Below are 21,249 nucleotides of genomic sequence, written 5' to 3'. Positions count from 1 at the left end.
GGAGTCTCCTGCATGACCATCACCCGCCGCCTGGCCCTTGGCAGCCTGGCCGCCGCCCCGCTGCTCGCCGCGCCCGCTTTGCGCGCGCAGTCGCCCGTCGAGATCGTGTTCAACTACCCGATCGCCGTGGGTGGCCCGATCACCCGCATCATCGACGGCTATTGCGAGGATTTCGCCCGCGAGAACGCCGGCTTTCGGGTGAAGCCGATCTATGCGGGCAGCTACCAGGACACATTGACAAAAACGCTGACGGCGATGCGCGGCGGTGATGCGCCGCACATGGCCTGCCTGCTCGCCGCCGACATCTTTACCCTCATCGGCGAAGACGCGGTGCTGCCCTGGGAAGGGCTTCCGGGCGTGGAGAAGGCCTGGCTCGACGGCTTCTATCCGGGCTTCATGGAAAACAGCCAGACCGCCGGCAAGACCTGGGGCATTCCCTTCCAGCGCTCCACCGTCGTGATGTACTGGAACAAGGACGCTTTCCGGGATGCCGGGCTGAACCCCGAAGTGCCGCCCAGCGACTGGGCGCAGCAGATCGAATTCGCCCAGAAGCTGACCAGGCGCCAGGGTGATGCCACCACGCAGTGGGGCATGCAGATTCCCTCCTCCGGCTTCCCCTATTGGCTGTTCCAGTGCCTGACGACGCAGAACGACGTCCGCCTGATGAACCCCGAGGGCAACCGCACTTTCTACAACGACCCGAAGGTGGCGGAGGCGCTGCAATACTGGATGGACCTGTCGATGAAGCACCGCGTGCATCCCGCGGGCATCGTCGAATGGGGCACGACGCCGCGCGACTTCTTCGAGCGCAAGGTGGCGATGATGTGGACGACGACAGGCAACCTGACGAATGTCCGTACCAACGCCCCCTTCCCCTTCGGCGTCGGCATGCTGCCCGCCGGCAAGCGTCGTGGCAGCCCGACCGGCGGCGGCAACCTGTATCTGTTCAAGTCGGCGAGCCCCGCGCAGCGCGAGGGCGCGGTGAAGTTCGCGAAGTTTCTGACGACGCCGGAACGCGCCGCGCAATGGGGCATCGACACCGGCTACGTGGCGGTGACGCCCGCCGCCTTCGAGACGCCGGTGATGCGCGCCCATGTCGCCGGCTTCCCGCCCGCCGCCGTCGCCCGCGACCAGCTGGAATTCGCCGTGGCCGAGCTTTCGACGCAGGAGAACCAGCGCGTGACCAAGGCGCTGAACGACAACCTCCAGGCCGCGCTCACCGGCCGCAAGCAGGCCGCCCCCGCCATGGCCGATGCCCAGGCGGAAGCCGAACGCATTCTTCGCAGCTACCGCTGAGAAAGGATCTCCTCCCCATGACGCAGATCACACGTCGCGCCGCCTTCCTGGCGGGCGCCAGCCTGCTGGCGACGCCGGCGCTGGTGCGCGCCCAGGCCGTGCGCGAGCTGACCTTCTACTACCCGATCGCCGTCGGCGGCCCGATTCCGCGCATCATCGACGGCTATTGCGAGGCGTTCCAGCGCGAGACCGGCATCAAGGTGACGCCGGTCTATGCCGGCTCCTATGGCGAGACGCTGACCAAGGCCGTCACCGCCATCCGCGGCGGCGCGGGCCCGCATTTCTCCGTGCTGCTGGCGGCCGAGCTGCACAACCTGCGCGACATGGACATCCTGGCCCCCTTCGAGGACATCGAGGGCGCCGGCAACCTCAACGCCTGGACCGACGGCTTCTTCCCGGCCTTCATGGCGAACAGCAAGGCGGGCGGCAAAACCTGGTCCGTGCCGTTCCAGCGCTCCACCGCCGTCTACTACTACAACAAGGACATGTTCCGCGCCGCCGGACTGGACCCCGAGGCGCCGCCGCGCAGCTGGGCGCAGCTGATCGAGGCCGGCCGCAAGCTGACGCAGGACGGCAAGTGGGGCGTGAAGATGTCCAACAGCGCCGGCAACGGGCAGTGGACCTTCGGCGCCATGGCCAACCAGGTCGGCCACAAGCTGATGAACGATGCGGGCACCGAGACCTACTTCAACGACCCGCGCGCGATCGAGGCCGCGAATTTCTGGCGCGGCCTGGCCTTCGACAGCCGCATCACGCCGCAGGGCACGACGGATTGGGGCGTGCTGGCGCCGGACTTCCTGAACCAGACGACGGCGATGATCTGGTCCACCACCGGCAACCTGACCAACATGCGGACCAACGCCCGCTTCAACTTCGGCGTGGCCGGCCTGCCGGGCAAGGAAGGCCCGCGCACCGTGGTGGGCGGCGGCAATTTTTATGTGTTCAAGAACGCGACGCCGGCTGAGCAGGCGGCGGCGCTGCGCTTCGCCCGCTACATGGCGCAGCCGGAACTGGCGGCCGACTGGTGCATGAAGACCGGCTACCTGGCGACCCGCCCGGATGCCTGGGAGACCGAGAGCCTGCGCCGCTACACCGCGGAATTCCCGGCGGCGCTGGTGGCCAAGGAACAGATCCCGGTCGCGACCGGCGAGCTCTCCACCTATGAGAGCCAGCGCATCTACAAGGCGCTGAACGACAACCTCCAGGCACTGCTCTCCGGCAGCAAGACCGCGGAGCGCGCCATGGCCGACACCCAGGCCGAAGCCGACCGCGCCCTGCGCCCCTTCCGCCGCACCTGACCACCCAGCCCACCCGCTAGGCCCTCTCCCCCACTTGGGGGGGAGGGTTGGGTGGGGGGCCTCGCAGGAAACCGCCGCCTGATGCCATCCCGCACCACGCTCCACGCCTGGCTGATGCTGACGCCCGCGCTGGTGCTGCTGATCGGCTTCACGCACTACCCGGCCGTCGCCACGCTGTGGCATTCCTTCTTCTCCACGCCGCGCGCCAACCGCCCGGCCCGCTTCATCGGTGCCGAGAATTATCTGGCGCTGGCCGAGGACCCGGTCTTCTGGCAGGCGCTGTGGAACAACCTGATCTATGCCGGCGCCACCATCCCGCTCTCGATCGGGCTGTCGCTGGCGATGGCGATGTGGGTGAACGGCAAGCTGCGCGGCCGCACCGCGCTGCGCATCGCCTATTTCACGCCGACCGTGCTGCCGATGATCGCGGTGGCGAACCTCTGGCTGTTCTTCTACACGCCCGACTACGGGCTGCTGGACCAGGTCACTCGCGCGCTGTTCGGCTGGGGCCCCACCAACTGGATCGGGCAGCGGGAGACCGCGCTGGGCGCGATGATCGTGATCGCCGTCTGGAAGGAAGCCGGCTTCTTCATGATCTTCTACCTCGCGGCCCTTCAGGCGATTCCGCCCAACCTGTATGAGGCGGCTTCCATCGAGGGCGCCTCCCGCGCCCGCGTCTTCTTCCGCGTGACGCTGCCGCTGCTGGGGCCCACCACGCTCTTCATCGCGGTGAATGCCGTCATCAACGGCTTCCGGCTGGTGGACCACATCATCGTCATGACGCGCGGCGGGCCGGACAATGCGACGGCGCTGCTGCTGACCATGATCTACGACCTCGGCTTCCGCTTCTGGGACACGGCGACGGCCGCGGCGCTGACCGTGGTGCTGCTGCTGATCCTGGCGCTGACCGCGGCGCTGCAATTCATCTTCGCGGCGAAGCGAGTGCACTACCGATGAGCGCGACCACCCTGCCCCAGGCCGCTACCCCTCCCCTTGGCCTGCCCCGCCTCGGCACGCTGCTGGAAACGGCGGCGGCCTGGCTGCTGGCATTGGTCTGGGTGGCGCCGCTGCTCTACGCCCTCTGGGCGGCGATCCACCCGACGGGCTACGCAACGCGCTTCGAGCTCTTCGCGCCGCTGACCTTCGCGAACTTCGCCGCGGCCTGGGATGCGGCGCCCTTCGGCCGGTATTTCCTGAACACCTTCGTCCTCGTGACGATGGTGCTGGTCGCGCAGTTCGTGCTCTGCACGCTGGCCGCCTTCGCCTTTGCCCGCGCGGCCTTCTGGGGCAGCGGCGTGTTGTTCGGGCTGGTGCTCGTGCAGCTGATGATCATGCCGGACATCCTGCTGGTGGAGAACTACCGCACGATGCGGGCGCTCGGCCTGGTGGACACGATTTTGTCCATCGGCCTGCCCTACATGGCCAGCGCCTTCGGCATTTTCCTGTTGCGGCAGACCTTCAAGCAGGTGCCGCGCGAATTGGAGGAGGCGGCGCGCGTGGAAGGGTGCGGCACGCTGGGCATCCTGCTGCGCGTCTATGTGCCGCTGGCGAAGCCGACCTACCTCGCCTACGGGCTGACCAGCGTGTCCTACCACTGGAACAATTTTCTTTGGCCGCTGGTCATCACCAATAGCGTCGAGACGCGGCCGCTGACGGTGGGGCTTTCGGTCTTTGCCTCCACCGACCAGGGCATCGACTGGGGGATCATCAGCGCGGCGACGCTGATGACCTCCGCGCCGCTACTGCTGGGCTTCCTGCTGTTCCAGCGTCAGTTCGTGCAGTCCTTCATGCGCGCGGGAATCAAGTGATCCCGGCCAGGTAATCGTGGCCCATCCGCGCATAGGTCAGCGGGTGGGCCTTCGCCGGATCCTGCTCCGCCTCCACCACCAGCCAGCCTTCGTAGTCGGGCAGGTTCGCGAAGACGGCGGGGTAGTCGACGCAGCCATCGCCGGGCACGGTGAAGACGCCTTCCAGCACGGAATCGAGGAAGGACAGGTTCCGCCGCAGCACGTCCTGCATCACACCCGCACGAATATCCTTGCAATGCACATGCACCACCCGCGCCGCGTGGCGCGCCGCAGCGCGGACCGGGTCGCCGCCGGCGAAAGTCAGATGGCCGGTGTCCAGCAGCAGGCCGACATCCCGCGTGCCTGCCATCAGCCGGTCCACCTCGGACTCCGCCTCGATCACCGTGCCCATGTGGTGGTGATAGGCCATGGCGATACCGCGCGCCTGTAGCCGCCGCGCCATCTCATCCAGCCGCGGCAGCAGCACATCCCATTGCGCATCCGTCAGCACCGGGCGGTGATGCAGCGGGGTCTGCTTTTCGCCATGCACGCTGCCCGTCACCTCGCAATGCACCATGGCGGTGCAGCCCAGCGCCGCCAACAGCGCGATATGCGGCTCCGCGGCCGCCATCTCGGCCTCCACGTCGCGTTCCAGCAGGTTGGAGCCATACCAGCCCGAGACCAGCGCCAGCCCATGCGCCTCCAGGATCGGCTTCAGCTGCCCCGCGACGCGCGGAAACTTGTTGCCGAGTTCCACACCCGCAAAGCCGGCCAGCTTGGCCTCCGCAAGGCAGGTCTCGAGCGGGGTTTCCGCGCCGAGCTCCGGCATGTCGTCATTCGTCCAGGTCAGCGGGTTGATCCCGAGCCGCACTTTCATCCGTGTCACGCTCCGCTGCCCCGCTTGCGCAGGGCGGTTTCGTAGTCTTTCCGGGCCGCTTCCTGCGCCGCGCCGCGCGGGGCCGCCGAAACCGGCACCTCCCACCAGGCGCCGCCCTCGGCCGTGCTGGTGGCCGGGTCCGTATCGATCACCACCACGTTGGTGCGCTTGCCGGCCAGCGCCTTGGACAGGGCGGCCTCCAGTTCCGCGACATTCGCGACCTTCATCGCCTGCGCGCCCAGCGCCCGCGCATGTGCCGCGAAATCGACGCGCGGCGCGGTATCCGGCAGCAGGTTGAGGAAGGGCGCGCCGCCCGTGCCCTTTTGCAGCCGGCTGATGCAGCCAAAACCGCGATTGTCGAGCACCACGATGGTCAGCTTGGCGCCCATGGCGACGCTGGTCGCGATCTCGCTGTTCATCATCAGGTAGCTGCCGTCACCGACCAGCACCACCACCTCCCGCTTCGGCGCCGCCAGTTTCGCGCCCAGCCCGCCGGCGATCTCATAGCCCATGCAGGAGAAGCCGTATTCCAGGTGGTAGGAGGCCGCATCGGTGGCGCGCCACAGCTTGTGCAACTCCCCCGGCAGGCCGCCGGCGGCGCAGACCACGATGCCATCCGCCGGCATGGCCCGTTGCACCGCGCCGAGCACCTGCGCGTCTGAGGGCAGGCCGGCCTCGCGCGGCTTCGGCGGGGCGGTGGCTTTCTCCACCGCGCGGTGCCAGCGACCGGTCGCCGTCACCGCGCGTTCCTGCCAGGGGCGCGGCGCCTCCCACTTCCCCAGCGCGGCGGCGATGGCGGCGAGGCCCCTGCCGGCATCGGCGATCAGCGGCTGCGCGCCGTGCTTCGTGGCATCGAAACCCGCGACGTTCAGCCCGATCAGCCTGGCCTGTCCGAACAGCGCGCGGGAGCCGGTGGAAAAATCCTGCAACCGGGTTCCGATGGCCAGAATGACATCCGCCTTCTCCGCCAGGCCGTTCGCGGCGGTGCTGCCGGTGACGCCGATGCCGCCGGCATTGCGCGGGTGGTCCCAGGAAAGGCTGCCCTTGCCCGCCTGGGTTTCCGCCACCGGCACGCCATGGCGCTGGGCGAAATCGGCCAGGGCCTGGCTGGCACCGGCATATTTCACGCCGCCACCGGCCAGGATCAGCGGGCGCTTCGCCTCGCGCAGCAGCGCCACCGCCTCGGCCAGTTCCTGGCGGTCCGGTTCCGGCGCGCGGGGGCGGTGCAGGCGCTTGCGGAAGAACGCCGTGGGCCAGTCGAAGGCCTCGGTCTGCACATCCTGCGGGAAGGCGATGGTGGCCGGGCCGCATTCCGCCGGGTCGGTCAGCACCCTCAGCGCCGCTGGCAGGGCCGCCAGAAGCTGATCCGGCCGCATGATCCGGTCGAAATAGCGCGAGACCGGCCGGAAGCAGTCATTGGCCGAGACGGTGCCATCCCCGAAACACTCCACCTGCTGCAGCACCGGGTCCGGCTGACGACTGGCAAAGATGTCGCCCGGCAGCAGCAGGACCGGCAGGCGGTTCACATGCGCCAGCGCCGCGGCGGTGACCATATTGGTCGCGCCCGGCCCGATGGAGGTGGTGCAGGCCATCATCCGCCGCCGCGCATGGGTTTTCGCGTAGGCGATGGCGGCATGCGCCATGGCCTGCTCGTTATGCGCCCGAAAAGCGGGCAGCGACTTGCCCATGTCCTGCAGCGCCGGGCCGAGTCCCGCCACGTTGCCGTGCCCGAAGATGGCCCAGACCCCGCCGAAGATCGGCACCGTGCGGCCTTCCAGCTCGGTCATCTGGGCGGCCAGGAAGCGCCAGGTGGCCTCGGCGGCGGTCAGGCGTATGGTGGCCATGGATTCAGGTCCTGGGCGTCATTGGCGGCGAGCCGGGGCAGAGTTACGTTTTGATGACAGGCCCCACAAGCGGGCCGGCGGGAAACACCATGCTGCATTTCGCACAATTCGGCGCCGGGCGCATCGGCGCCATCCATGCCCATAGCCTCGCCACCAGCGGCCTCGTCCGGCTGCGCCATGTGGTGGATGTGAACACCACCGCCGCCGAGGCCCTGGCCGCGCGCCACGGCGCCAGGGCCAGCAGCACCGAGGCGGCGCTGATTGATCCGGAGGTGGGCGCGGTCATCATCGCCAGCTCCACCGACACCCATGCGGACCTCATCATCGCCGCCGCCCGCGCCGGTAAGGCGATCTTCTGCGAGAAGCCCATCGACCTGTCCCTCGCCCGGGTGGATGCCTGCCTGGAAGCGGTGGCAGCGGCCGGCGTGCCCATGCTGGTCGGCTTCAACCGCCGCTTCGACCCGGATTTTTCCGAGTTGCATCGCCGCATCCAGGCCGGCGCGATCGGCGCGGTGGAACAGGTGGTCATCACCAGCCGCGACCCCGGCCCGCCGCCGGTGTCCTATATCAAGGTCTCGGGCGGGCTGTTCCGGGACATGACGATCCACGACTTCGACATGGCGCGCTGGATGCTGGGGGAGGAGCCCACCGAAGTCTTCGCCACCGGCTCCAACCTGGTGGATCCGGAGATCGGCGCGGCCGGCGATATCGACTCGGCCATGGTGGTGCTGAAGACCGCCTCCGGCCGCATGGCCACCATCAACAACAGCCGCCGCGCGGCCTATGGCTATGACCAGCGGGTGGAAGTGCACGGCAGCCTCGGCCGGCTGATCGCGGGCAATCGCGTCGGCAGCACGGTGGAACAGGCCGATGCCCAGGCGGTCTCCACCGAAAAGCCGCTGCACTTCTTCCTGGAACGCTATGCGCTGGCCTATCGGGCGGAGATGCTCGCCTTCATCGAGGCGGTGACCAAGGGCACGTCGATGCCCGTCGGCGCCGCGGATGGGCGCCAGGCGCTGGTTCTGGCCGATGCCGCCTTGCGCTCCATGGCCGAGGGCCGCGTGGTTCGGCTGTGAATATTCGGCTGTCCGGCCGCCGCATCCTGGTGACGGGCGGCACCCAGGGCATCGGCGAGGGCGTGGCGCTGGCAGCCGCCGAGGCAGGCACCGCCGCCATCTGCATCACCGGCCGCAACGCCGACCGCGGTGCGCAGGTGGTGGCGCGGCTGCGCGGGCTGGGGGTTGCCGCGCATTTCGTCGCCGCCGATCTGGCGGACGCGGCGGCCACTGCGGGAATTCTGGCGCAGGCCGAATCGGCGCTGGGGCTGATCGACGGGCTGGTGAACGCCGCCGGACTGACCGATCGCGGCACCATTCTGGACACCGATGCGGCGCTGTGGGACCGGCTCTTCGCCGTGAATGCCCGCGCCCCCTTCCTGCTGACCCAGGCTTTTGCCCGGCGCCTGGTGGCGGAAAAGCGGCCCGGCGCCATCGTCAACGTCATCACCATGTCGAGCCATGGCGGCCAGCCCTTCCTCACCGGCTACGCCTCGTCGAAAGGCGCCCTGGCGACGCTGACAAAAAACACCGCGCATGGGCTGCGGCCGCACCGCATCCGGGTGAACGGCATCAATCTCGGCTGGGCCGATACGCCGGGCGAACACGCCATCCAGGCCAGGGACGGCAACCCGCCCGACTGGCGGGAGGCAGTCGAGCCCACACAGCCCTTCGGCCGGCTGATCCGCCCGGCGGATGTCGCGGGCCTCGCCACCTACCTGCTGTCCGACGCGGCGGAGATGATGACCGGGGCGCTGATCGACTTCGACCAGAATGTCATGGGAGCCTACGAGTGACCGATCTCAAGCACCGCATGGCCGTCGCCGCCGCCATCGCGGAGGAAGCCGCCGCGCTCGCCTTCCAGATGCGCGCCAACGGCATGGCCGAGACCACCTTCAAGGGCGCGCAGGATTTCCTGACGGAGGCCGATGGCGCGACCGAGACCTTCATCCGCGCCAAACTGGCCAAGCACTTCCCGGATGATGCGATCATCGGGGAGGAACAGGGCGGCGCGGTGACGGGGGATGGGCCGGTCTGGATTCTCGACCCGATCGACGGCACCTCCAACTTCTCCCGCGGCAGCGACCGCTGGTGCGTCTCCATCGGCATGGCCCAAGGCGGCCGCGCCGTGCTCGGCGCCATCGCCCGCTACGCCCCGGCCGAGGTCTTCGTCGGCGCGGAGGGCTGCGGCGCCACGCTGAACGGCCAGCCGATCCGCCCCGCCACCACCACCGACATGCGCCGCGCCATCATCGAGGTAGGCTGGTCCATGCGGAAGCCGCTGGCGAAATTCCACGAACTGTCGCAGGGCGCCATGGCCCAGGGCGCCGGGCTGCGCGTCGGCGGCTCCGGCACGCTGGGGCTGGTGGAGACGGCGGTGGGCCGGCTCGACGCCTATATCGAGCAGCACATCAATTCCTGGGATGCCTGCGCCGCGGTCGCCATCGCGCGGGAGGCCGGCTGCTGGATCAACAGCTTCGACAGCGGCGACTGGATCGCCTCCGGCAATCCCATCGGCATCGGCGCGCCGGCGCTTGGCGGGCAGCTTGCCGCCTTGATGCAGGAGAAGGCTTGAGCCCGGCGATGTGACAGCCTTAACTGAAGCGTCACATTCAAGAATCCGGACCGGCTGCATAAGGCCGGCCACCCCCTCGGAGGTTTCGCGTCCCATGACCACCCATCGTCGCCTTCTCGCCACCGGATTCGCGCTCGGCCTGACCGCCCTGCTGCCCGGCGCCGCCGCCGCCCAGGGCAACCTGACCGTCTATTGCTCGGTGCAGGAGGAGTGGTGCCGGCCGATGATGCAGGCCTTCGAACGTGCCACCGGCGTGCGCGTCGCCATGACCCGCAAATCCTCCGGCGAGACCATGACGCAGATCCGCGCCGAGGCGGCGAACCCCCGCGGCGATATCTGGTGGGGCGGCACCGGCGACCCGCATATGCAGGCGGCGGAGGAGAACCTGACCGAGGAATACCGTTCCCCGCGCATGGCCGACCTGCACCCCTGGGCGACGCGCCAGGCGGAACAGGCGCGCTTCCGCACCATCGGCATCTATGCCGGCGCGCTGGGCTATTCCTACAACACCACGGAACTCGCCCGCCGCCGCATCGCCGCACCGACCTGCTGGGCGGATCTGGCGAAGCCGGAATTCCGCGGCGAGATCCAGGTGGCCGACCCCAACACCAGCGGCACCGCCTATACCATGCTGGCGACGCTGCTTCAGGTGATGGGCGAGGAGCCGGCCTTCACCTTCCTCAGCGCCATGCATCGCAACGTGAACCAGTACACCCGTTCCGGCGCCGCCCCCGCCCGCGCCGCCGCGACCGGGGAGACGCTGGTCGGCATCACCTTCCTGCATGACGCGGTGACCCAGAAGATCGCCGGCGCGCCGGTGGAGATCGTCGCCCCCTGCGAGGGCACGGGGTATGAGATCGGGTCCATGTCCATCATCCGCGGGGCGCGGAACATGGAAAACGCCCGCCGCTTCTACGACTGGGCGCTGACGCCGGAGGCCCAGGCCATCGCCGGCCAGGCCAATTCCTACCAGCTTCCCTCCAATCGCAACGCGCCCATCCCGCCCCAGGCGCCGCGCTTCGAGAACATCCGCCTGATCGACTACGACTTTGCGAGGTGGGGTTCGGCGGCCGAGCGCACGCGCGTCATCAGCCCCTGGGAACGCGAAGTCCGCGCCGGCGCCCGCTGATTCCTTTCGGGACGGGGCCGGGACGCTGTCCCGGCCCGATCCGTACATGACCACCCCGGACAGGCTCTGACATGGGCGCCCTGACCCTGGCCCGCGCCGCGCTGATCTGCGCGACGCTCGGGCTGTTCCTCGCCCCCTGGCATGGCCTGCAGGACGGTTTTTCCGAGCTTGCCTCCTGGCCACGGGACAGCGCCGCGCCGCTCGTCGCGCTGCTGCTGGATGGCTCGCGCTGGTGGCTCTGGCCGGTGGCGCTGCTTCTGGCGCTGGCCGCGCCTGCTTTGCTGCGTGGGCGTGCCGGCGGCGGGCTGGCCTGGATCGGCGCCGGGCTGGTGCTGGCGGTATTCGGGGCCGGCTATGCCATCGGGCTGAACGGGCTCAACTGGTCCTGGCTGGCGCCACTGCTGGGCGCCCCGCCGCCGCAGCCCTCCCTCGGCTGGGGCGCGCTGCTGGTGCTGGCCGGCGGAATCGGGCTGTTCGCGGCCGGCCAGGCGGCGCGCGGCCGCTTCGGCGCGGATGCCTTCGTCGCCTTCCTGGTCTGCGGCTGCGGCTTCCTGCTGGTACTGTTCGTCTTCCTGCCGCTGGTGAACATGCTCTCGGCCGCGCTGTATGAGGATGGGCGGCTGGCGCCGGCCGCCTTCGGCGCAAGGCTGGTGGCGCCGGAGGCCTGGAGCCTCGCCTGCCTCTCCACCCATGCCGGCTGCGGCGTGGTCTGGAACACCCTGCTGCTGGCGACGCTGACCGGCGTGATTTCCACCCTGCTGGGCCTCGGCTTCGCGCTGCTGGCGGTGCGCGGCGGGGTGCAGCAGAGCCGCTTCGGCGCCGGCGCCTTCCGCGCCATGACCATCCTGCCGCTGATCACGCCGCCCTTCGTCGTCTCGCTCGCCCTGATCGTGCTGTTCGGGCGCACCGGCATCGTCACGGGCTTCATGTGGGACTGGTTCGACATCCCCCGCAGCCGCTGGATCTACGGCCTGCCGGGCGTGCTGCTGGCGCAGATCCTGGCCCAGGCCCCGATCGCCTTCCTGCTGCTGGATGGCGCCTTGCGCGCCATCTCGCCGAGCCTGGAGGAAGCGGCCGCGACCATGGGCGCGCGGCGCATGCGCGTCTTCCGCAACGTCACCTGGCCGCTGCTGAAGCCGGCTTTGGCCGCCGCCTTCCTGCTGGGCTTCGTCGAGAGCCTGGCGGATTTCGGCAATCCGCTGGTGCTCGGCGGCGATTTCGACGTGCTTTCCACCCGCATCTTCTTCGCCATCGCCGGCGCGCGGCACGATCCGGGCCGGGCGGCGGCGCTGGCCTTGCTGCTGCTGGCGCTCACCTTCGGCGCCTTCGCCTTGCAGGCCTGGTGGCTGGGCAAGCGGCGCTACACCACCGTCACCGGCAAGGGCGATTCCGGCCTGCCCGCGGCGCTGCCCAGGGGGCTGAAATTCACCTGCGCCGCCGTGGTCTGGCCGTGGATGATCTTCACCGCGCTGGTCTATGGCATCATCCTGGTCGGCGGCTTCGTGCATGACATCGGCCGTGGCGACATGTCCTTCACCTGGCGGCATCTCGGCACCGGATTCGAGATCGACTGGTTCGATGGCGCGCCGGCCTTCCTCGGCAGCGCCTGGGACAGCCTGTTCACCACCATCCAGGTCGCCGCCGTCTCCGCGCCGCTGACCGCCGGCCTCGGCATCCTTCTCGCCTGGCTGATCGCGCGCCAGAATTTTCCGGGGCGGCGCGGGCTGGAATTCATGACCATGCTGTCCTTCGCCATCCCCGGCACGGTGGTCGGCGTGTCCTACATCATGGCCTTCAACGTGCCGCCGGTGGAACTGACCGGCACGGCGCTGATCCTGGTGATCTGCTTCGTCTTCCGGAACCTGCCGGTGGGTGTGCGCGGCGGCATCGCGGCCCTCGCCCAGATCGATCGCTCGCTGGACGAGGCCAGCGCCACCATGGGCGCCGGCGCCTTCACCACCCTGCGCCGGGTGGTGCTGCCGCTGCTGCGGCCGGCCATCGTCACCGCGCTGGCCTATTCCTTCGTCACGGCGATGACCGCCGTCTCCGCCGTGATCTTCCTGGTCTCGGCACGGCACAACCTCGCCACCGTCTATATCGTCGGCCGGGTGGAGGCAGGCGAAATGGCGCTGGCCATCGCCTATTCCACCGTGCTGATCGTCATCATGCTCGCGGTGGTGCTGGGCATCGAAAAGCTGGTCGGCCGCGCCCGCCTCGGCCGCGGCAGCGCCCCACCCATCCGCGCCGGAGCCTGACCGCATGACCGATATCGCCATCCGCTTCGACCGGGTGACCAAGGCCTTCGGCCCGGTGCGCGCCGTGGACGAGGTGTCGCTCGACCTGCCACGCGGCGCCCTGGTGACGCTGCTGGGCCCCTCCGGCTGCGGCAAGACCACCACGCTGCGGCTGGTCGCGGGGCTGGAACTGCCGACCGGCGGGCGGATCGAGATCGAGGGCCGCGACGTCACCGGCCTGTCCGCCGCCGAGCGCCGGATCGCCATGGTGTTCCAGTCCTATGCGCTGTTCCCGCATATGAACGTGCTGGAGAACGTCTCCTACGGCCTGCTGGTGAACGGCGCCCGCAAGCCCTCCGCCGAGGCGGAGGCGAATGCCATGCTGAAGACCCTCGGCCTGGACGGCCTGGGCCAGCGCCTGCCCTCGGAGCTCTCGGGTGGCCAGCAGCAACGCGTGGCGGTGGCCCGTGCCTTGGTGCTGCGGCCGCAGGTGCTGCTGTTCGACGAGCCGCTGTCCAACCTCGATGCCCGTCTGCGTCGAAGGGTGCGGGAGGATATCCGCGACCTGCAGCGCAAGCTGGGCCTTTCGGTGGTCTATGTGACGCATGACCAGCAGGAGGCGCTGGCCGTCTCCGACCTGGTCTGCGTCATGCGCGCCGGCAAGATCGCGCAGATGGGCACGCCGACCGCGCTGTATGAAGACCCCGCGGATGCCTTCATCGCCGACTTCATGGGGGAGGCGAATGTGGTGGCCGGGGAGGTGCTGGGCCCCGACCGCATCGCGCTCGGCGGCGTCGCGCTGGATGTGGCGATCCGAGCGCATCCGCCCGGCCCGGCGCAGATCGCCGTGCGGCCCGAATCCATCCTGCCGCAGCCCGAGGGCGCGCCCGGCCTGCCCGGCCGCATCCATCGCGCCGCCTTCCTCGGCCAGACAAGGGAGTATGAGGTGGAGACGTCGGCGGGCATGCTGTTCGTGGTGACACCCGCCGCCAGCCCCGCCTTCGCGACGGGCGATGCGGTGTCCTGCCACATCGCGCGGGCGATTCCACTGCGCTGAGCGAAGGAAGACCACGATATGCGGATCGACTACTACCTGTCCCTCGGCAGCCCCTGGGCCTATCTGGGCGCAGCGCGGATCGAGGCGCTGGCCGCCACGCGTGGGGCGACGCTCCGCCCCTATGCCTGTGACTACCGGGAGACGATCTTCCCGGCCTCCGGCGGCCTGCCTTTGCCGAAGCGCAGCCCGCAGCGCCAGGCCTATCGGATGCAGGAGCTGCGGCGCTGGCGCGACCATCTGGGCCTGCCGCTGCTGCTGACCCCCACGCCCTATGACGAAACCTTCGCGGCCGCCTGCGTTATCGCGCTGCGGGAGACGCAGGGCGATGCCCCCGCCGTGGCCCTGGCGCACCGGCTGCTGCGCGCGCTCTGGGCCGATGGGCTGAACCCCGGGGACCGCGAAACCCTCGCCCGACTGATCGGCGAGACGGGGGTGGAGGCCGAACCGCTCATGACCCTGGCCGAGGAGCCGCGCTGGGCCGCCATGCGCCAGGCCGACAGCGAGGCGGCGCTGGCCCGCGGCGTGTTTGGCGCCCCCAGCTATGCCATCGGCGACGAACTTTTCTGGGGCCAGGACCGGCTGGATTTCGTCGAGCGCCATCTGTCGCGCATCGCCTGAAGCGGCGGGATCGCAGGGCGGCCTTCCGCGTTATCAGGGCGGAGGAACACCGCCCATGACGCCGACCATCGCCCGCATCAGGCGCGGACGCACGCGCCGTGCCCGCGCCGACGAATACGAGGCCTATAATTATGAAGTCGGCGTGCGCCCGCTGATCGGCGTGGCGCTCGGCGTGCAGACCCTGCGCGAGGATCGCGGGGCAGAGACGGAGTTCGTCACGATCTCCTACTGGGACAGCTTCGAAGCCATGGCCCGCTTCACCGGCGGCGACCCCGCCGATATCCACCATCTGCCGCGCGACAAGGAATTCCTGGTGGAACTGCCGCGCGAGGTGCAGATCCTGCGGCTACGCCACCACCATGGCACAACCGCCGGCGGCGACCTTACGCCGTCTGGTAGCGCGACAGTGCCAGGTCACCCGAATCGATCTCCGGTGCTCGCCCGCTGATGAGGTCGGCCAGCAGCCGGCCCGATCCGCAGGCCATGGTCCAGCCCAGCGTGCCATGGCCGGTGTTCAGGGACAGGTTGGGGTAGCGCGTCGGCCCGACCACCGGCGTGCCATCCGGCGTCATCGGCCGCAGCCCGGTCCAGAAGCTGGCCTGGGCCACGTCGCCGCCGCGCGGGAACAGGTCCGTGACCGTATGTTCCAATGTGCGGCGGCGTGGCCCGCGCAGCGTGGCGGAGAAGCCCGCGATCTCCGCCGTGCCGCCGACGCGGATACGGTCGCCGAGGCGCGTCACCGCGATCTTGAAGGTCTCGTCCATCACGGTGGAGACCGGCGCGCCCTCCGGGTCCGAAACCGGCAGGGTCAGCGAATAGCCCTTCACGGGATAGACCGGCACATGCACGCCGAGCGGCCGCAGCAGTTTTGGCGCGAAACTGCCCAGCGCCACGACATAATGGTCGGCGGTCACGCGGCCCTGGTCGGTGGCGATGCCGGTGACGCGGCCGGCCTCGGTCTCGATGCCCTGAATGGTGACGCCCTGGCGGAACACCACGCCCGCTTGCTGGGCCAGCACGGCCAGGCGCTGGGTGAACAGGAAGGCGTCGCCGGTCTCGTCCCCCGGCAGGCGCAGCCCGCCCACATACTTGCCTTCCACGAAGCGCAGCGCGGGCTCGGCCGCCGCGCAGCCGGCGGCGTCCAGCACCTCATAGGGCACCCGGAACTGGTCGAGCACCGTGGTGTCCTGGCCGACGCCGTCCAACTGCTTCTGCGTGCGGAAAAGCTGCAGGGTGCCCTGCATGCGCTGGTCGTACTCGATGCCGGTGCTGGCGCGCAGGTCGCGCAGCACGTCGCGCGAATACTCCGCCAGCCGCACCATGCGCGACTTGTTGCGGTTGTAGGCATCCTCGGTGCAATTCGCGAGCAGCCGGGCCATCCAGCCATAAAGCCGCGTATCCATCAGCGGCCAGACCACCAGCGGCCGGTGATGCATCATCAGCCACTTCAGCGCCTTCACCGGAATGCCGGGGCCGGCCCAGGGGGCGGAATAGCCGGGGGAGACCTGGCCGGCATTGGCGAAGCTGGTCTCCATGCCCGGGGCCGGCTGGCGGTCCAGCACCGTCACCTCGTGCCCGGCCTGGGCCAGGTACCAGGCGCTGGCGACGCCCACCACGCCACTGCCGAGCACGACCACGCGCATCTCATCACCCCTTCGGATCGACGCCAGGATAGGCGCGGACTCCAGCGAATTTCATGCCGGACCGTCGCAGTATCCCTCGCCAGAAGCCGAGATGCGCAATATTCTGCGGAGAATTCGCAGGATATTGCGCATGGATGAGATCGACCGCGGGATCATCCGCGCCTTGCGCCAGGACGGCCGCATGCCGAATGCCGCGCTGGCCGCGACAGTGGGGCTTTCCGCCTCCGCCTGCCTCCGCCGGCTGCGGCTGCTGGAATCGCGGGGCATCATCCGGGGCTATACCGTGCTGGTCGACGATCCCTCCCCCGCCGGGCTTGTCACGGTGATCGTGCAGATCACGCTGGACCGCCAGACCGACGACCATCTGCGCCGCTTCGAGGATGCGGTGCGCCGCTGCCCGGAGGTGCGGGAATGCCACCTGATGACCGGCATCGCCGACTACCTGCTGCGAGTCGAGGCACGGGATGCCGCGGATTATGAGCGCATCCACAAGGAGGCCCTGTCCCGCATGCCCGGCGTCGCGCGCATCCAGTCCAGCTTCGCCATCCGCACGGTGATTCGCGGCGGCGGATGACAGGTTCCATCGCGGCGCCATCAGCGACGTGAATGGTCGCCATGGCCGCCGGGCGGTGGCGCAATGGCGCAGGCAGGCCCAAATCCTCGGCAACAGCGGCGCCACCCGCGCCGCCTTTGCATTCAAGGACACCGCCATGACCGAGACCCCCGACCTGTTCGGCCCCGTGAAGCTGGGCGCCCTGACCCTGCCCAACCGCATCGTCATGGCGCCGATGACGCGCAGCCGTGCCCCGGGCAACCTGCCGAACGCGCTGATGGCCGAGTATTACGGCCAGCGCGCCTCCGCCGGCCTGATCGTCACCGAAGGCACCACCCCGGCCGCCAATGGCCGTGGCTATATCGACATTCCCGGCATCTACAACGACGCGCAGGTCGAAGGCTGGCGCGCCGTGGCCGATTCGGTGCATGCCAAGGGCGGGCGCATCTTCGTCCAGCTCATGCATGTCGGCCGCATCTCGCTGCCCGAGTTCCAGGATGGCGCGGAGCCGGTGGCACCTTCCGCCATTGCGGCCGCCGGACAGATGTACACCCCCTCCGGCATGAAGCCGCTGGTCACCCCGCGGGCGCTGACCGAGGCGGAGATCGAGCAGCTGATCGAGGCCTATGCCCAGGCCGCGCGCAACGCGGTGGCGGCGGGCCTGGACGGCGTTGAGATTCATGCCGCGAACGGCTACCTGCCGGGCCAGTTCCTGGCGCCGAACGCCAATAAACGGACCGACAAGTGGGGTGGTTCGGGTGAGAACCGCGCGCGCTTCCTGGTGGCGATCACCGATGCCGCTGCCCAGGCCATTGGCGCCGATCGCGTCGGCATCCGCCTCAGCCCGGGCAACCCCTTCAACGACATCGACGATCCGGATGTGGAGGGCACCTACACGCCGGTGATCCAGGGCCTCTCGGGCAAGGGCCTGGCCTATGTCCACTTCCTGGATGCGAAGCCCGCCTTCGACGTGATTGGCCTCGCCCGCAAGCATTTCGGCGGGCCGATCATCCTCAACGCCGGCTACGACAAGGCCCGCGCCCAGGCCGATATCGCCAGCGGCCGCGGCGACCTGATCGCCTTCGGGTCCAGCTACATCAGCAACCCGGACCTGGTGGAGCGCCTGCAGCAGGACGCGCCGCTGAACGCGCCGGACCAGACCACCTTCTACGGCGGCGATGCGAAGGGCTACACGGACTACCCGGCGCTCGCGGCGTAAAGAGCTACCACCCGATCGCCCTCGGCAGCCAGGTGGCCAGGCCGGGGGCGAAGTACACGGTGGCGACGGCCAGGAACTGCATGGCGACGAAGGGGAACACGCCGCGGTAGATATGCCCGGTCGTGATCTCCGGCGGCGCCACGCTGCGCAGGAAGAACAGCGCCCAGCCGAAGGGCGGTGTCAGGAAGCTGGTCTGCAGCATCACGCAGATCAGCGTGGCCAGCCACACCGGGTCCACGCCGGCATTGGCGAAGATCGGCAGGAACAGCGGCACGGCGATGTAGCTGATCTCGATCCATTCCAGGAAGAAGCCCAGCACGAAGACCAGCAGCAGCATGAACCAGATGTCCATGCCGACGCCGCCGGGCAGGAAGGCGAACAGGTCCTCCACCAGCTGCTCCCCGCGCAGCCCGCGGAAGGCGAGCGCAAAAACCTGGGCGCAGATCAGGATGAACATCATCATCGCCGTGATCCGGGCGGTGGATCGTAAAGTCTCCACCACCAGGCCCCAGCTCAGCCGTCGCCCGATCGCACAGACGATCAGCGCGCCGAGCGCGCCCATCGCCGCCGCTTCCGTCGGCGCCGCGATGCCGGCGATGATGGAGCCCAGCACGGCGGCGACGAGACCCAGCGGCGGCGCGATGACGCGCACCAGCTTTGCCAGCAACTGCCGCGCCGAGATCAGCGCGCGTTCCTCCGCCGGGACCGCGGGCACCATCTCCGGCCGCAGGATTCCGAGCAGCAGGATGTAGGTGCAGTAGATGCCGGCCAGCATCATGCCGGGGAAGACCGCGGCGGCGAACAGCGTGCCGACCGACAGGTTCATGATATCCGCCAGCAGGATCAGGATCAGGCTCGGCGGAATGATCTGTCCGAGTGTGCCGGAGGCGCAGATGACGCCGCAGGCCAGCCCGGGGTCATAGCCGCGCTTCAGCAGCGCGGGCAGCGTCAGAAGGCCAAGGGTCACCACGGTGGCGCCGACGATGCCCGTGGTGGCGCCCATCAGCACGCCGACGAAGACGATGCCGAGGCCGAGGCCGCCGCGCAGAGCCCCCGAGAGGCGGCCCACCACCTCCATCAGGTCTTCGGCGAGGCGGGATTTCTCCAGCGCCACGCCCATGAAGACGAACAGCGGAATCGCCAGCAGCGAGTAGCTGGTGACCACGCCATAGATGCGCGCGGGCAGCAGGTTGAACAGCATCGGCCCGAAGCCGAGCCAGCCGAAGGCGAAGCCGGAGACGGCCAGCGTCAGCGCCACCGGCATGCCGAGCATCAGCAGGCCGAAGAACGCCACCAGCATGAGGATGGCGTAGATCTCTGTCAGGGGCATGGAATTCTCAGCGGAGGCGCGAGAGGGAACGCAGCGTCTCCGCCACGAATTGCAGCAGCAGCAGCGCGAAGCCCGCGGGGATGAAGGCCTTCAGGATATAGCGCGCGGGGATGCCGCCCGGATTGGCCGATCCCTCATCCTGGCCCCAGCTCTGCAGCACGTAGCGCCAGGACAGCTGGATCACCAGCACGCACACCACCATGCCGGCGACACCCGCCAGCACATCGACGCGCGCCTTGTTGCGCTCCGAATAGCCGGCATAGAGCACATCGACGCGCACATGCTCGCCATGGCGCAGCGCATAGGCCGCACCGATCAGCGCGATGGGCGACATCAGGTGCCACTCCAGCTCCTGCGCCCAGACACTGCCGAGCGAGAATCCGTAGCGCAGCAGCACGTTGCTCGCCATCACCAGCACCAGCGCGGCGACGGCGAGCGCGGAGACCTGGCCGACGCGATCGACGAAGTTGTCGATCACATCGGCCGTCCGGGTGAGGCGCGTCATCCGGCCGGGCGGATCTTCGTGTGGTAGGGGACCTCACTGTAATTCGACCAGGCGTCGAATTTTTGTTTATAGGCCATGTAGCTGTCATGCACGCGCTTGGTCACGGCATCGCGCGCGACCGCTTCCTCCAGCACGGCATTCGTCTCGGTACGAAGGCGCGCCACCACCGCATCCGGCAATTGGCGGGCATCGACGCCCTGGTTGCGCACGAGGTCCTCCATCGCCTCGGCGTTGTTCTTCTGGCACCAGGCCTCGGAGATCACGTTGCAGGCGGCCACCGCATTCTCGACGATCGCCTTGAGGTCGGCCGGCAGCCGCGCCCAGGCGGCCTTGTTGATGATGAGCTCCGAGGCCGTCGCCGTCTCATGCCAGCCGGTGGTGTAGTAGTGCTTGGCGACGCGCTGCAGGCCGAGCTGTCGATCCAGATACGGCCCCACGAATTCCGCCGCATCGATCACGCCGCGCTCCAGCGCCGGGAAGATCTCGCCGCCCGGCAGCAGCCGCACATCGACGCCCAGCCGCTGATAGACGCGCCCGGCGAGGCCCGGGATGCGCATCTTCAGCCCGCGGAAATCCTCGACGGTGTCGATCGGCTTGCGGAACCAGCCGGTCATCTGCACCCCGGTATTGCCGCAGAGGAAGGGCACCAGGTTGAAGCGGTCATAGACCTCGCGCCACAGGTCGAGGCCGCCACCGTCATACATCCAACCGTTCAGCCCCTGGTAGTTCAGACCGAAGGGCACCGCGGTGAAGTACTGGGCCGCGAAGGTCTTGCCGGTCCAGAAATAGGCGTTCGCGTAGTTCATCTCGACGATGCCGGAGGAGACGGCATCAAAACCCTCGCCCGCCGGAATCAACTCCCCCGCCCCGAAGAACTGGATGCGGATGCGGTTGTTCGACATCTTCTGGATGCGGTCGATCAGGTCCTTGGCGGAGCCCGGACCGGTCGAATAGAAGGCCGCCTGCGGGCCGTAGAAACTGGTCATGCGCCAGTTGAAGGTGGTCTGGGCGGTGGCGACGGCGGGCGCGGCGAGCACACCGGCCCCCGCGGCGCTGGCGATCAGGTTGCGACGCTGCATCAGGCCTCTCCCGGATAATCGCCAGGAGATCAGCAAACCGCGTGCCAGTCCCGGAATGAGCCTTGCCGTGCCACGCCCGACCTGACCGCGCCCATTTCCCGACCGCCCTGCATGGATATAAGGCAGCCGTACCCGGATTGGCGGCGGCG

20 protein-coding genes are annotated in these 21,249 nt (G+C 69.1%); 14 read left to right on the top strand and 6 right to left on the bottom strand.

From position 1 onward, the window contains the following. The first annotated feature begins 12 nt into the window (after nucleotides 1–12). The 4 genes from JJQ90_RS17565 to JJQ90_RS17550 all read left to right on the top strand — a co-directional run bounded on the left by JJQ90_RS17565 (nucleotide 13) and on the right by JJQ90_RS17550 (nucleotide 4,402). The gene (locus JJQ90_RS17565; RefSeq protein ID WP_216877546.1) at nucleotides 13–1,296 is read left to right on the top strand and encodes an ABC transporter substrate-binding protein; all 1,284 of its coding nucleotides are present in this window, start codon (nucleotides 13–15) and stop codon (nucleotides 1,294–1,296) included. Between the two features lie 17 nt (nucleotides 1,297–1,313). Then, on the top strand, nucleotides 1,314–2,594 hold the full coding sequence (locus JJQ90_RS17560) for an ABC transporter substrate-binding protein (RefSeq protein WP_216877545.1): 1,281 nt from the start codon (nucleotides 1,314–1,316) through the stop codon (nucleotides 2,592–2,594). A gap of 81 nt (nucleotides 2,595–2,675) precedes the next feature. After that, nucleotides 2,676–3,551 (top strand): carbohydrate ABC transporter permease, encoded by an 876-nt coding sequence (locus tag JJQ90_RS17555; RefSeq protein WP_216877544.1) that lies wholly within the window; start codon nucleotides 2,676–2,678, stop codon nucleotides 3,549–3,551. Then, entirely contained in the window at nucleotides 3,548–4,402 is an 855-nt protein-coding gene (locus JJQ90_RS17550) for a carbohydrate ABC transporter permease (RefSeq protein ID WP_216877543.1), read from the top strand. Before JJQ90_RS17555 ends, JJQ90_RS17550 begins: the two co-directional genes overlap by 4 nt. Here JJQ90_RS17550 and iolE read toward each other — a convergent pair. Together iolE and iolD are read right to left on the bottom strand one after the other, a co-directional pair. Then, complete coding sequence (iolE, locus tag JJQ90_RS17545; protein WP_216877542.1) at nucleotides 4,395–5,258, bottom strand: myo-inosose-2 dehydratase; 864 nt, start codon at nucleotides 5,256–5,258, stop codon at nucleotides 4,395–4,397. The genes JJQ90_RS17550 and iolE overlap by 8 nt on opposite strands. A gap of 5 nt (nucleotides 5,259–5,263) precedes the next feature. Then, nucleotides 5,264–7,102: a 3D-(3,5/4)-trihydroxycyclohexane-1,2-dione acylhydrolase (decyclizing) gene (iolD, locus tag JJQ90_RS17540; RefSeq protein ID WP_216877540.1), complete on the bottom strand. Its 1,839-nt coding sequence runs from the start codon at nucleotides 7,100–7,102 to the stop codon at nucleotides 5,264–5,266. Between the two features lie 89 nt (nucleotides 7,103–7,191). Between iolD and iolG the strand changes: the two genes are divergently transcribed. From iolG to JJQ90_RS17500, 8 genes are all read left to right on the top strand, one after another. Further along, entirely contained in the window at nucleotides 7,192–8,178 is a 987-nt protein-coding gene (gene iolG, locus JJQ90_RS17535) for an inositol 2-dehydrogenase (RefSeq protein WP_216877539.1), read from the top strand. Next, nucleotides 8,175–8,954, top strand: coding sequence for an SDR family oxidoreductase (locus JJQ90_RS17530; RefSeq protein ID WP_216877538.1), 780 nt, complete (start codon nucleotides 8,175–8,177; stop codon nucleotides 8,952–8,954). The genes iolG and JJQ90_RS17530 overlap by 4 nt, the downstream gene beginning before the upstream one ends. Next, on the top strand, nucleotides 8,951–9,733 hold the full coding sequence (locus JJQ90_RS17525; protein WP_216877537.1) for an inositol monophosphatase family protein: 783 nt from the start codon (nucleotides 8,951–8,953) through the stop codon (nucleotides 9,731–9,733). The genes JJQ90_RS17530 and JJQ90_RS17525 overlap by 4 nt, the downstream gene beginning before the upstream one ends. A gap of 94 nt (nucleotides 9,734–9,827) precedes the next feature. Further along, nucleotides 9,828–10,862: an ABC transporter substrate-binding protein gene (locus JJQ90_RS17520; protein ID WP_216877535.1), complete on the top strand. Its 1,035-nt coding sequence runs from the start codon at nucleotides 9,828–9,830 to the stop codon at nucleotides 10,860–10,862. Between the two features lie 71 nt (nucleotides 10,863–10,933). Further along, complete coding sequence (locus JJQ90_RS17515; protein WP_216877534.1) at nucleotides 10,934–13,117, top strand: ABC transporter permease; 2,184 nt, start codon at nucleotides 10,934–10,936, stop codon at nucleotides 13,115–13,117. A gap of 4 nt (nucleotides 13,118–13,121) precedes the next feature. Further along, a complete protein-coding gene (locus JJQ90_RS17510) occupies nucleotides 13,122–14,153 on the top strand; it encodes an ABC transporter ATP-binding protein (protein ID WP_216877532.1) in 1,032 nt (343 codons plus the stop codon). A gap of 18 nt (nucleotides 14,154–14,171) precedes the next feature. Next, nucleotides 14,172–14,771: a 2-hydroxychromene-2-carboxylate isomerase gene (locus JJQ90_RS17505; protein ID WP_216877531.1), complete on the top strand. Its 600-nt coding sequence runs from the start codon at nucleotides 14,172–14,174 to the stop codon at nucleotides 14,769–14,771. 55 nt (nucleotides 14,772–14,826) lie between these two features. Continuing rightward, on the top strand, nucleotides 14,827–15,219 hold the full coding sequence (locus JJQ90_RS17500; RefSeq protein WP_216877530.1) for a hypothetical protein: 393 nt from the start codon (nucleotides 14,827–14,829) through the stop codon (nucleotides 15,217–15,219). On the opposite strand, the gene JJQ90_RS17495 is transcribed toward JJQ90_RS17500, so the two are convergent. Next, nucleotides 15,155–16,414, bottom strand: a complete 1,260-nt coding sequence (locus JJQ90_RS17495; protein ID WP_216877529.1) for a D-amino acid dehydrogenase — start codon at nucleotides 16,412–16,414, stop codon at nucleotides 15,155–15,157. The genes JJQ90_RS17500 and JJQ90_RS17495 overlap by 65 nt on opposite strands. 130 nt (nucleotides 16,415–16,544) lie before the next feature. Between JJQ90_RS17495 and JJQ90_RS17490 the strand changes: the two genes are divergently transcribed. Further along, nucleotides 16,545–16,988 (top strand): Lrp/AsnC family transcriptional regulator, encoded by a 444-nt coding sequence (locus JJQ90_RS17490; RefSeq protein ID WP_230410769.1) that lies wholly within the window; start codon nucleotides 16,545–16,547, stop codon nucleotides 16,986–16,988. 136 nt (nucleotides 16,989–17,124) lie between these two features. Further along, complete coding sequence (locus JJQ90_RS17485; RefSeq protein WP_216877526.1) at nucleotides 17,125–18,186, top strand: alkene reductase; 1,062 nt, start codon at nucleotides 17,125–17,127, stop codon at nucleotides 18,184–18,186. Nucleotides 18,187–18,190: 4 nt separating this feature from the next. On the opposite strand, the gene JJQ90_RS17480 is transcribed toward JJQ90_RS17485, so the two are convergent. The 3 genes from JJQ90_RS17480 to JJQ90_RS17470 are packed head-to-tail and all read right to left on the bottom strand — an operon-like array spanning nucleotide 18,191 to nucleotide 21,100. Beyond that, nucleotides 18,191–19,516, bottom strand: a complete 1,326-nt coding sequence (locus JJQ90_RS17480; protein ID WP_216877524.1) for a TRAP transporter large permease — start codon at nucleotides 19,514–19,516, stop codon at nucleotides 18,191–18,193. A gap of 7 nt (nucleotides 19,517–19,523) precedes the next feature. Continuing rightward, nucleotides 19,524–20,021: a TRAP transporter small permease subunit gene (locus tag JJQ90_RS17475; protein WP_216877523.1), complete on the bottom strand. Its 498-nt coding sequence runs from the start codon at nucleotides 20,019–20,021 to the stop codon at nucleotides 19,524–19,526. After that, nucleotides 20,018–21,100 (bottom strand): TRAP transporter substrate-binding protein, encoded by a 1,083-nt coding sequence (locus JJQ90_RS17470; RefSeq protein WP_216877522.1) that lies wholly within the window; start codon nucleotides 21,098–21,100, stop codon nucleotides 20,018–20,020. The genes JJQ90_RS17475 and JJQ90_RS17470 overlap by 4 nt, the downstream gene beginning before the upstream one ends. Between the last annotated feature and the right edge of the window lie 149 nt (nucleotides 21,101–21,249).

Source organism: Falsiroseomonas oleicola (assembly GCF_019029495.1).
GTDB lineage: Bacteria > Pseudomonadota > Alphaproteobacteria > Acetobacterales > Acetobacteraceae > Falsiroseomonas > Falsiroseomonas oleicola.
Note: the sequence above shows the minus strand (reverse complement) of the source record. Positions and strands in the feature narration are given on the sequence as shown.

Bases quoted from the DNA above. Each gene is read 5' to 3' on its own strand.
- JJQ90_RS17565 (WP_216877546.1), top strand. From the start codon at position 13: ATGACCATCACCCGCCGCCTGGCCCTTGGCAGCCTGGCCGCCGCCCCG.
- JJQ90_RS17560 (WP_216877545.1), top strand. From the start codon at position 1,314: ATGACGCAGATCACACGTCGCGCCGCCTTCCTGGCGGGCGCCAGCCTG.
- JJQ90_RS17555 (WP_216877544.1), top strand. From the start codon at position 2,676: ATGCCATCCCGCACCACGCTCCACGCCTGGCTGATGCTGACGCCCGCG.
- JJQ90_RS17550 (WP_216877543.1), top strand. From the start codon at position 3,548: ATGAGCGCGACCACCCTGCCCCAGGCCGCTACCCCTCCCCTTGGCCTG.
- iolE (WP_216877542.1), bottom strand. From the start codon at position 5,258: ATGAAAGTGCGGCTCGGGATCAACCCGCTGACCTGGACGAATGACGAC.
- iolD (WP_216877540.1), bottom strand. From the start codon at position 7,102: ATGGCCACCATACGCCTGACCGCCGCCGAGGCCACCTGGCGCTTCCTG.
- iolG (WP_216877539.1), top strand. From the start codon at position 7,192: ATGCTGCATTTCGCACAATTCGGCGCCGGGCGCATCGGCGCCATCCAT.
- JJQ90_RS17520 (WP_216877535.1), top strand. From the start codon at position 9,828: ATGACCACCCATCGTCGCCTTCTCGCCACCGGATTCGCGCTCGGCCTG.
- JJQ90_RS17515 (WP_216877534.1), top strand. From the start codon at position 10,934: ATGGGCGCCCTGACCCTGGCCCGCGCCGCGCTGATCTGCGCGACGCTC.
- JJQ90_RS17510 (WP_216877532.1), top strand. From the start codon at position 13,122: ATGACCGATATCGCCATCCGCTTCGACCGGGTGACCAAGGCCTTCGGC.
- JJQ90_RS17505 (WP_216877531.1), top strand. From the start codon at position 14,172: ATGCGGATCGACTACTACCTGTCCCTCGGCAGCCCCTGGGCCTATCTG.
- JJQ90_RS17500 (WP_216877530.1), top strand. From the start codon at position 14,827: ATGACGCCGACCATCGCCCGCATCAGGCGCGGACGCACGCGCCGTGCC.
- JJQ90_RS17495 (WP_216877529.1), bottom strand. From the start codon at position 16,414: ATGCGCGTGGTCGTGCTCGGCAGTGGCGTGGTGGGCGTCGCCAGCGCC.
- JJQ90_RS17490 (WP_230410769.1), top strand. From the start codon at position 16,545: ATGGATGAGATCGACCGCGGGATCATCCGCGCCTTGCGCCAGGACGGC.
- JJQ90_RS17485 (WP_216877526.1), top strand. From the start codon at position 17,125: ATGACCGAGACCCCCGACCTGTTCGGCCCCGTGAAGCTGGGCGCCCTG.
- JJQ90_RS17480 (WP_216877524.1), bottom strand. From the start codon at position 19,516: ATGCCCCTGACAGAGATCTACGCCATCCTCATGCTGGTGGCGTTCTTC.
- JJQ90_RS17475 (WP_216877523.1), bottom strand. From the start codon at position 20,021: ATGACGCGCCTCACCCGGACGGCCGATGTGATCGACAACTTCGTCGAT.
- JJQ90_RS17470 (WP_216877522.1), bottom strand. From the start codon at position 21,100: ATGCAGCGTCGCAACCTGATCGCCAGCGCCGCGGGGGCCGGTGTGCTC.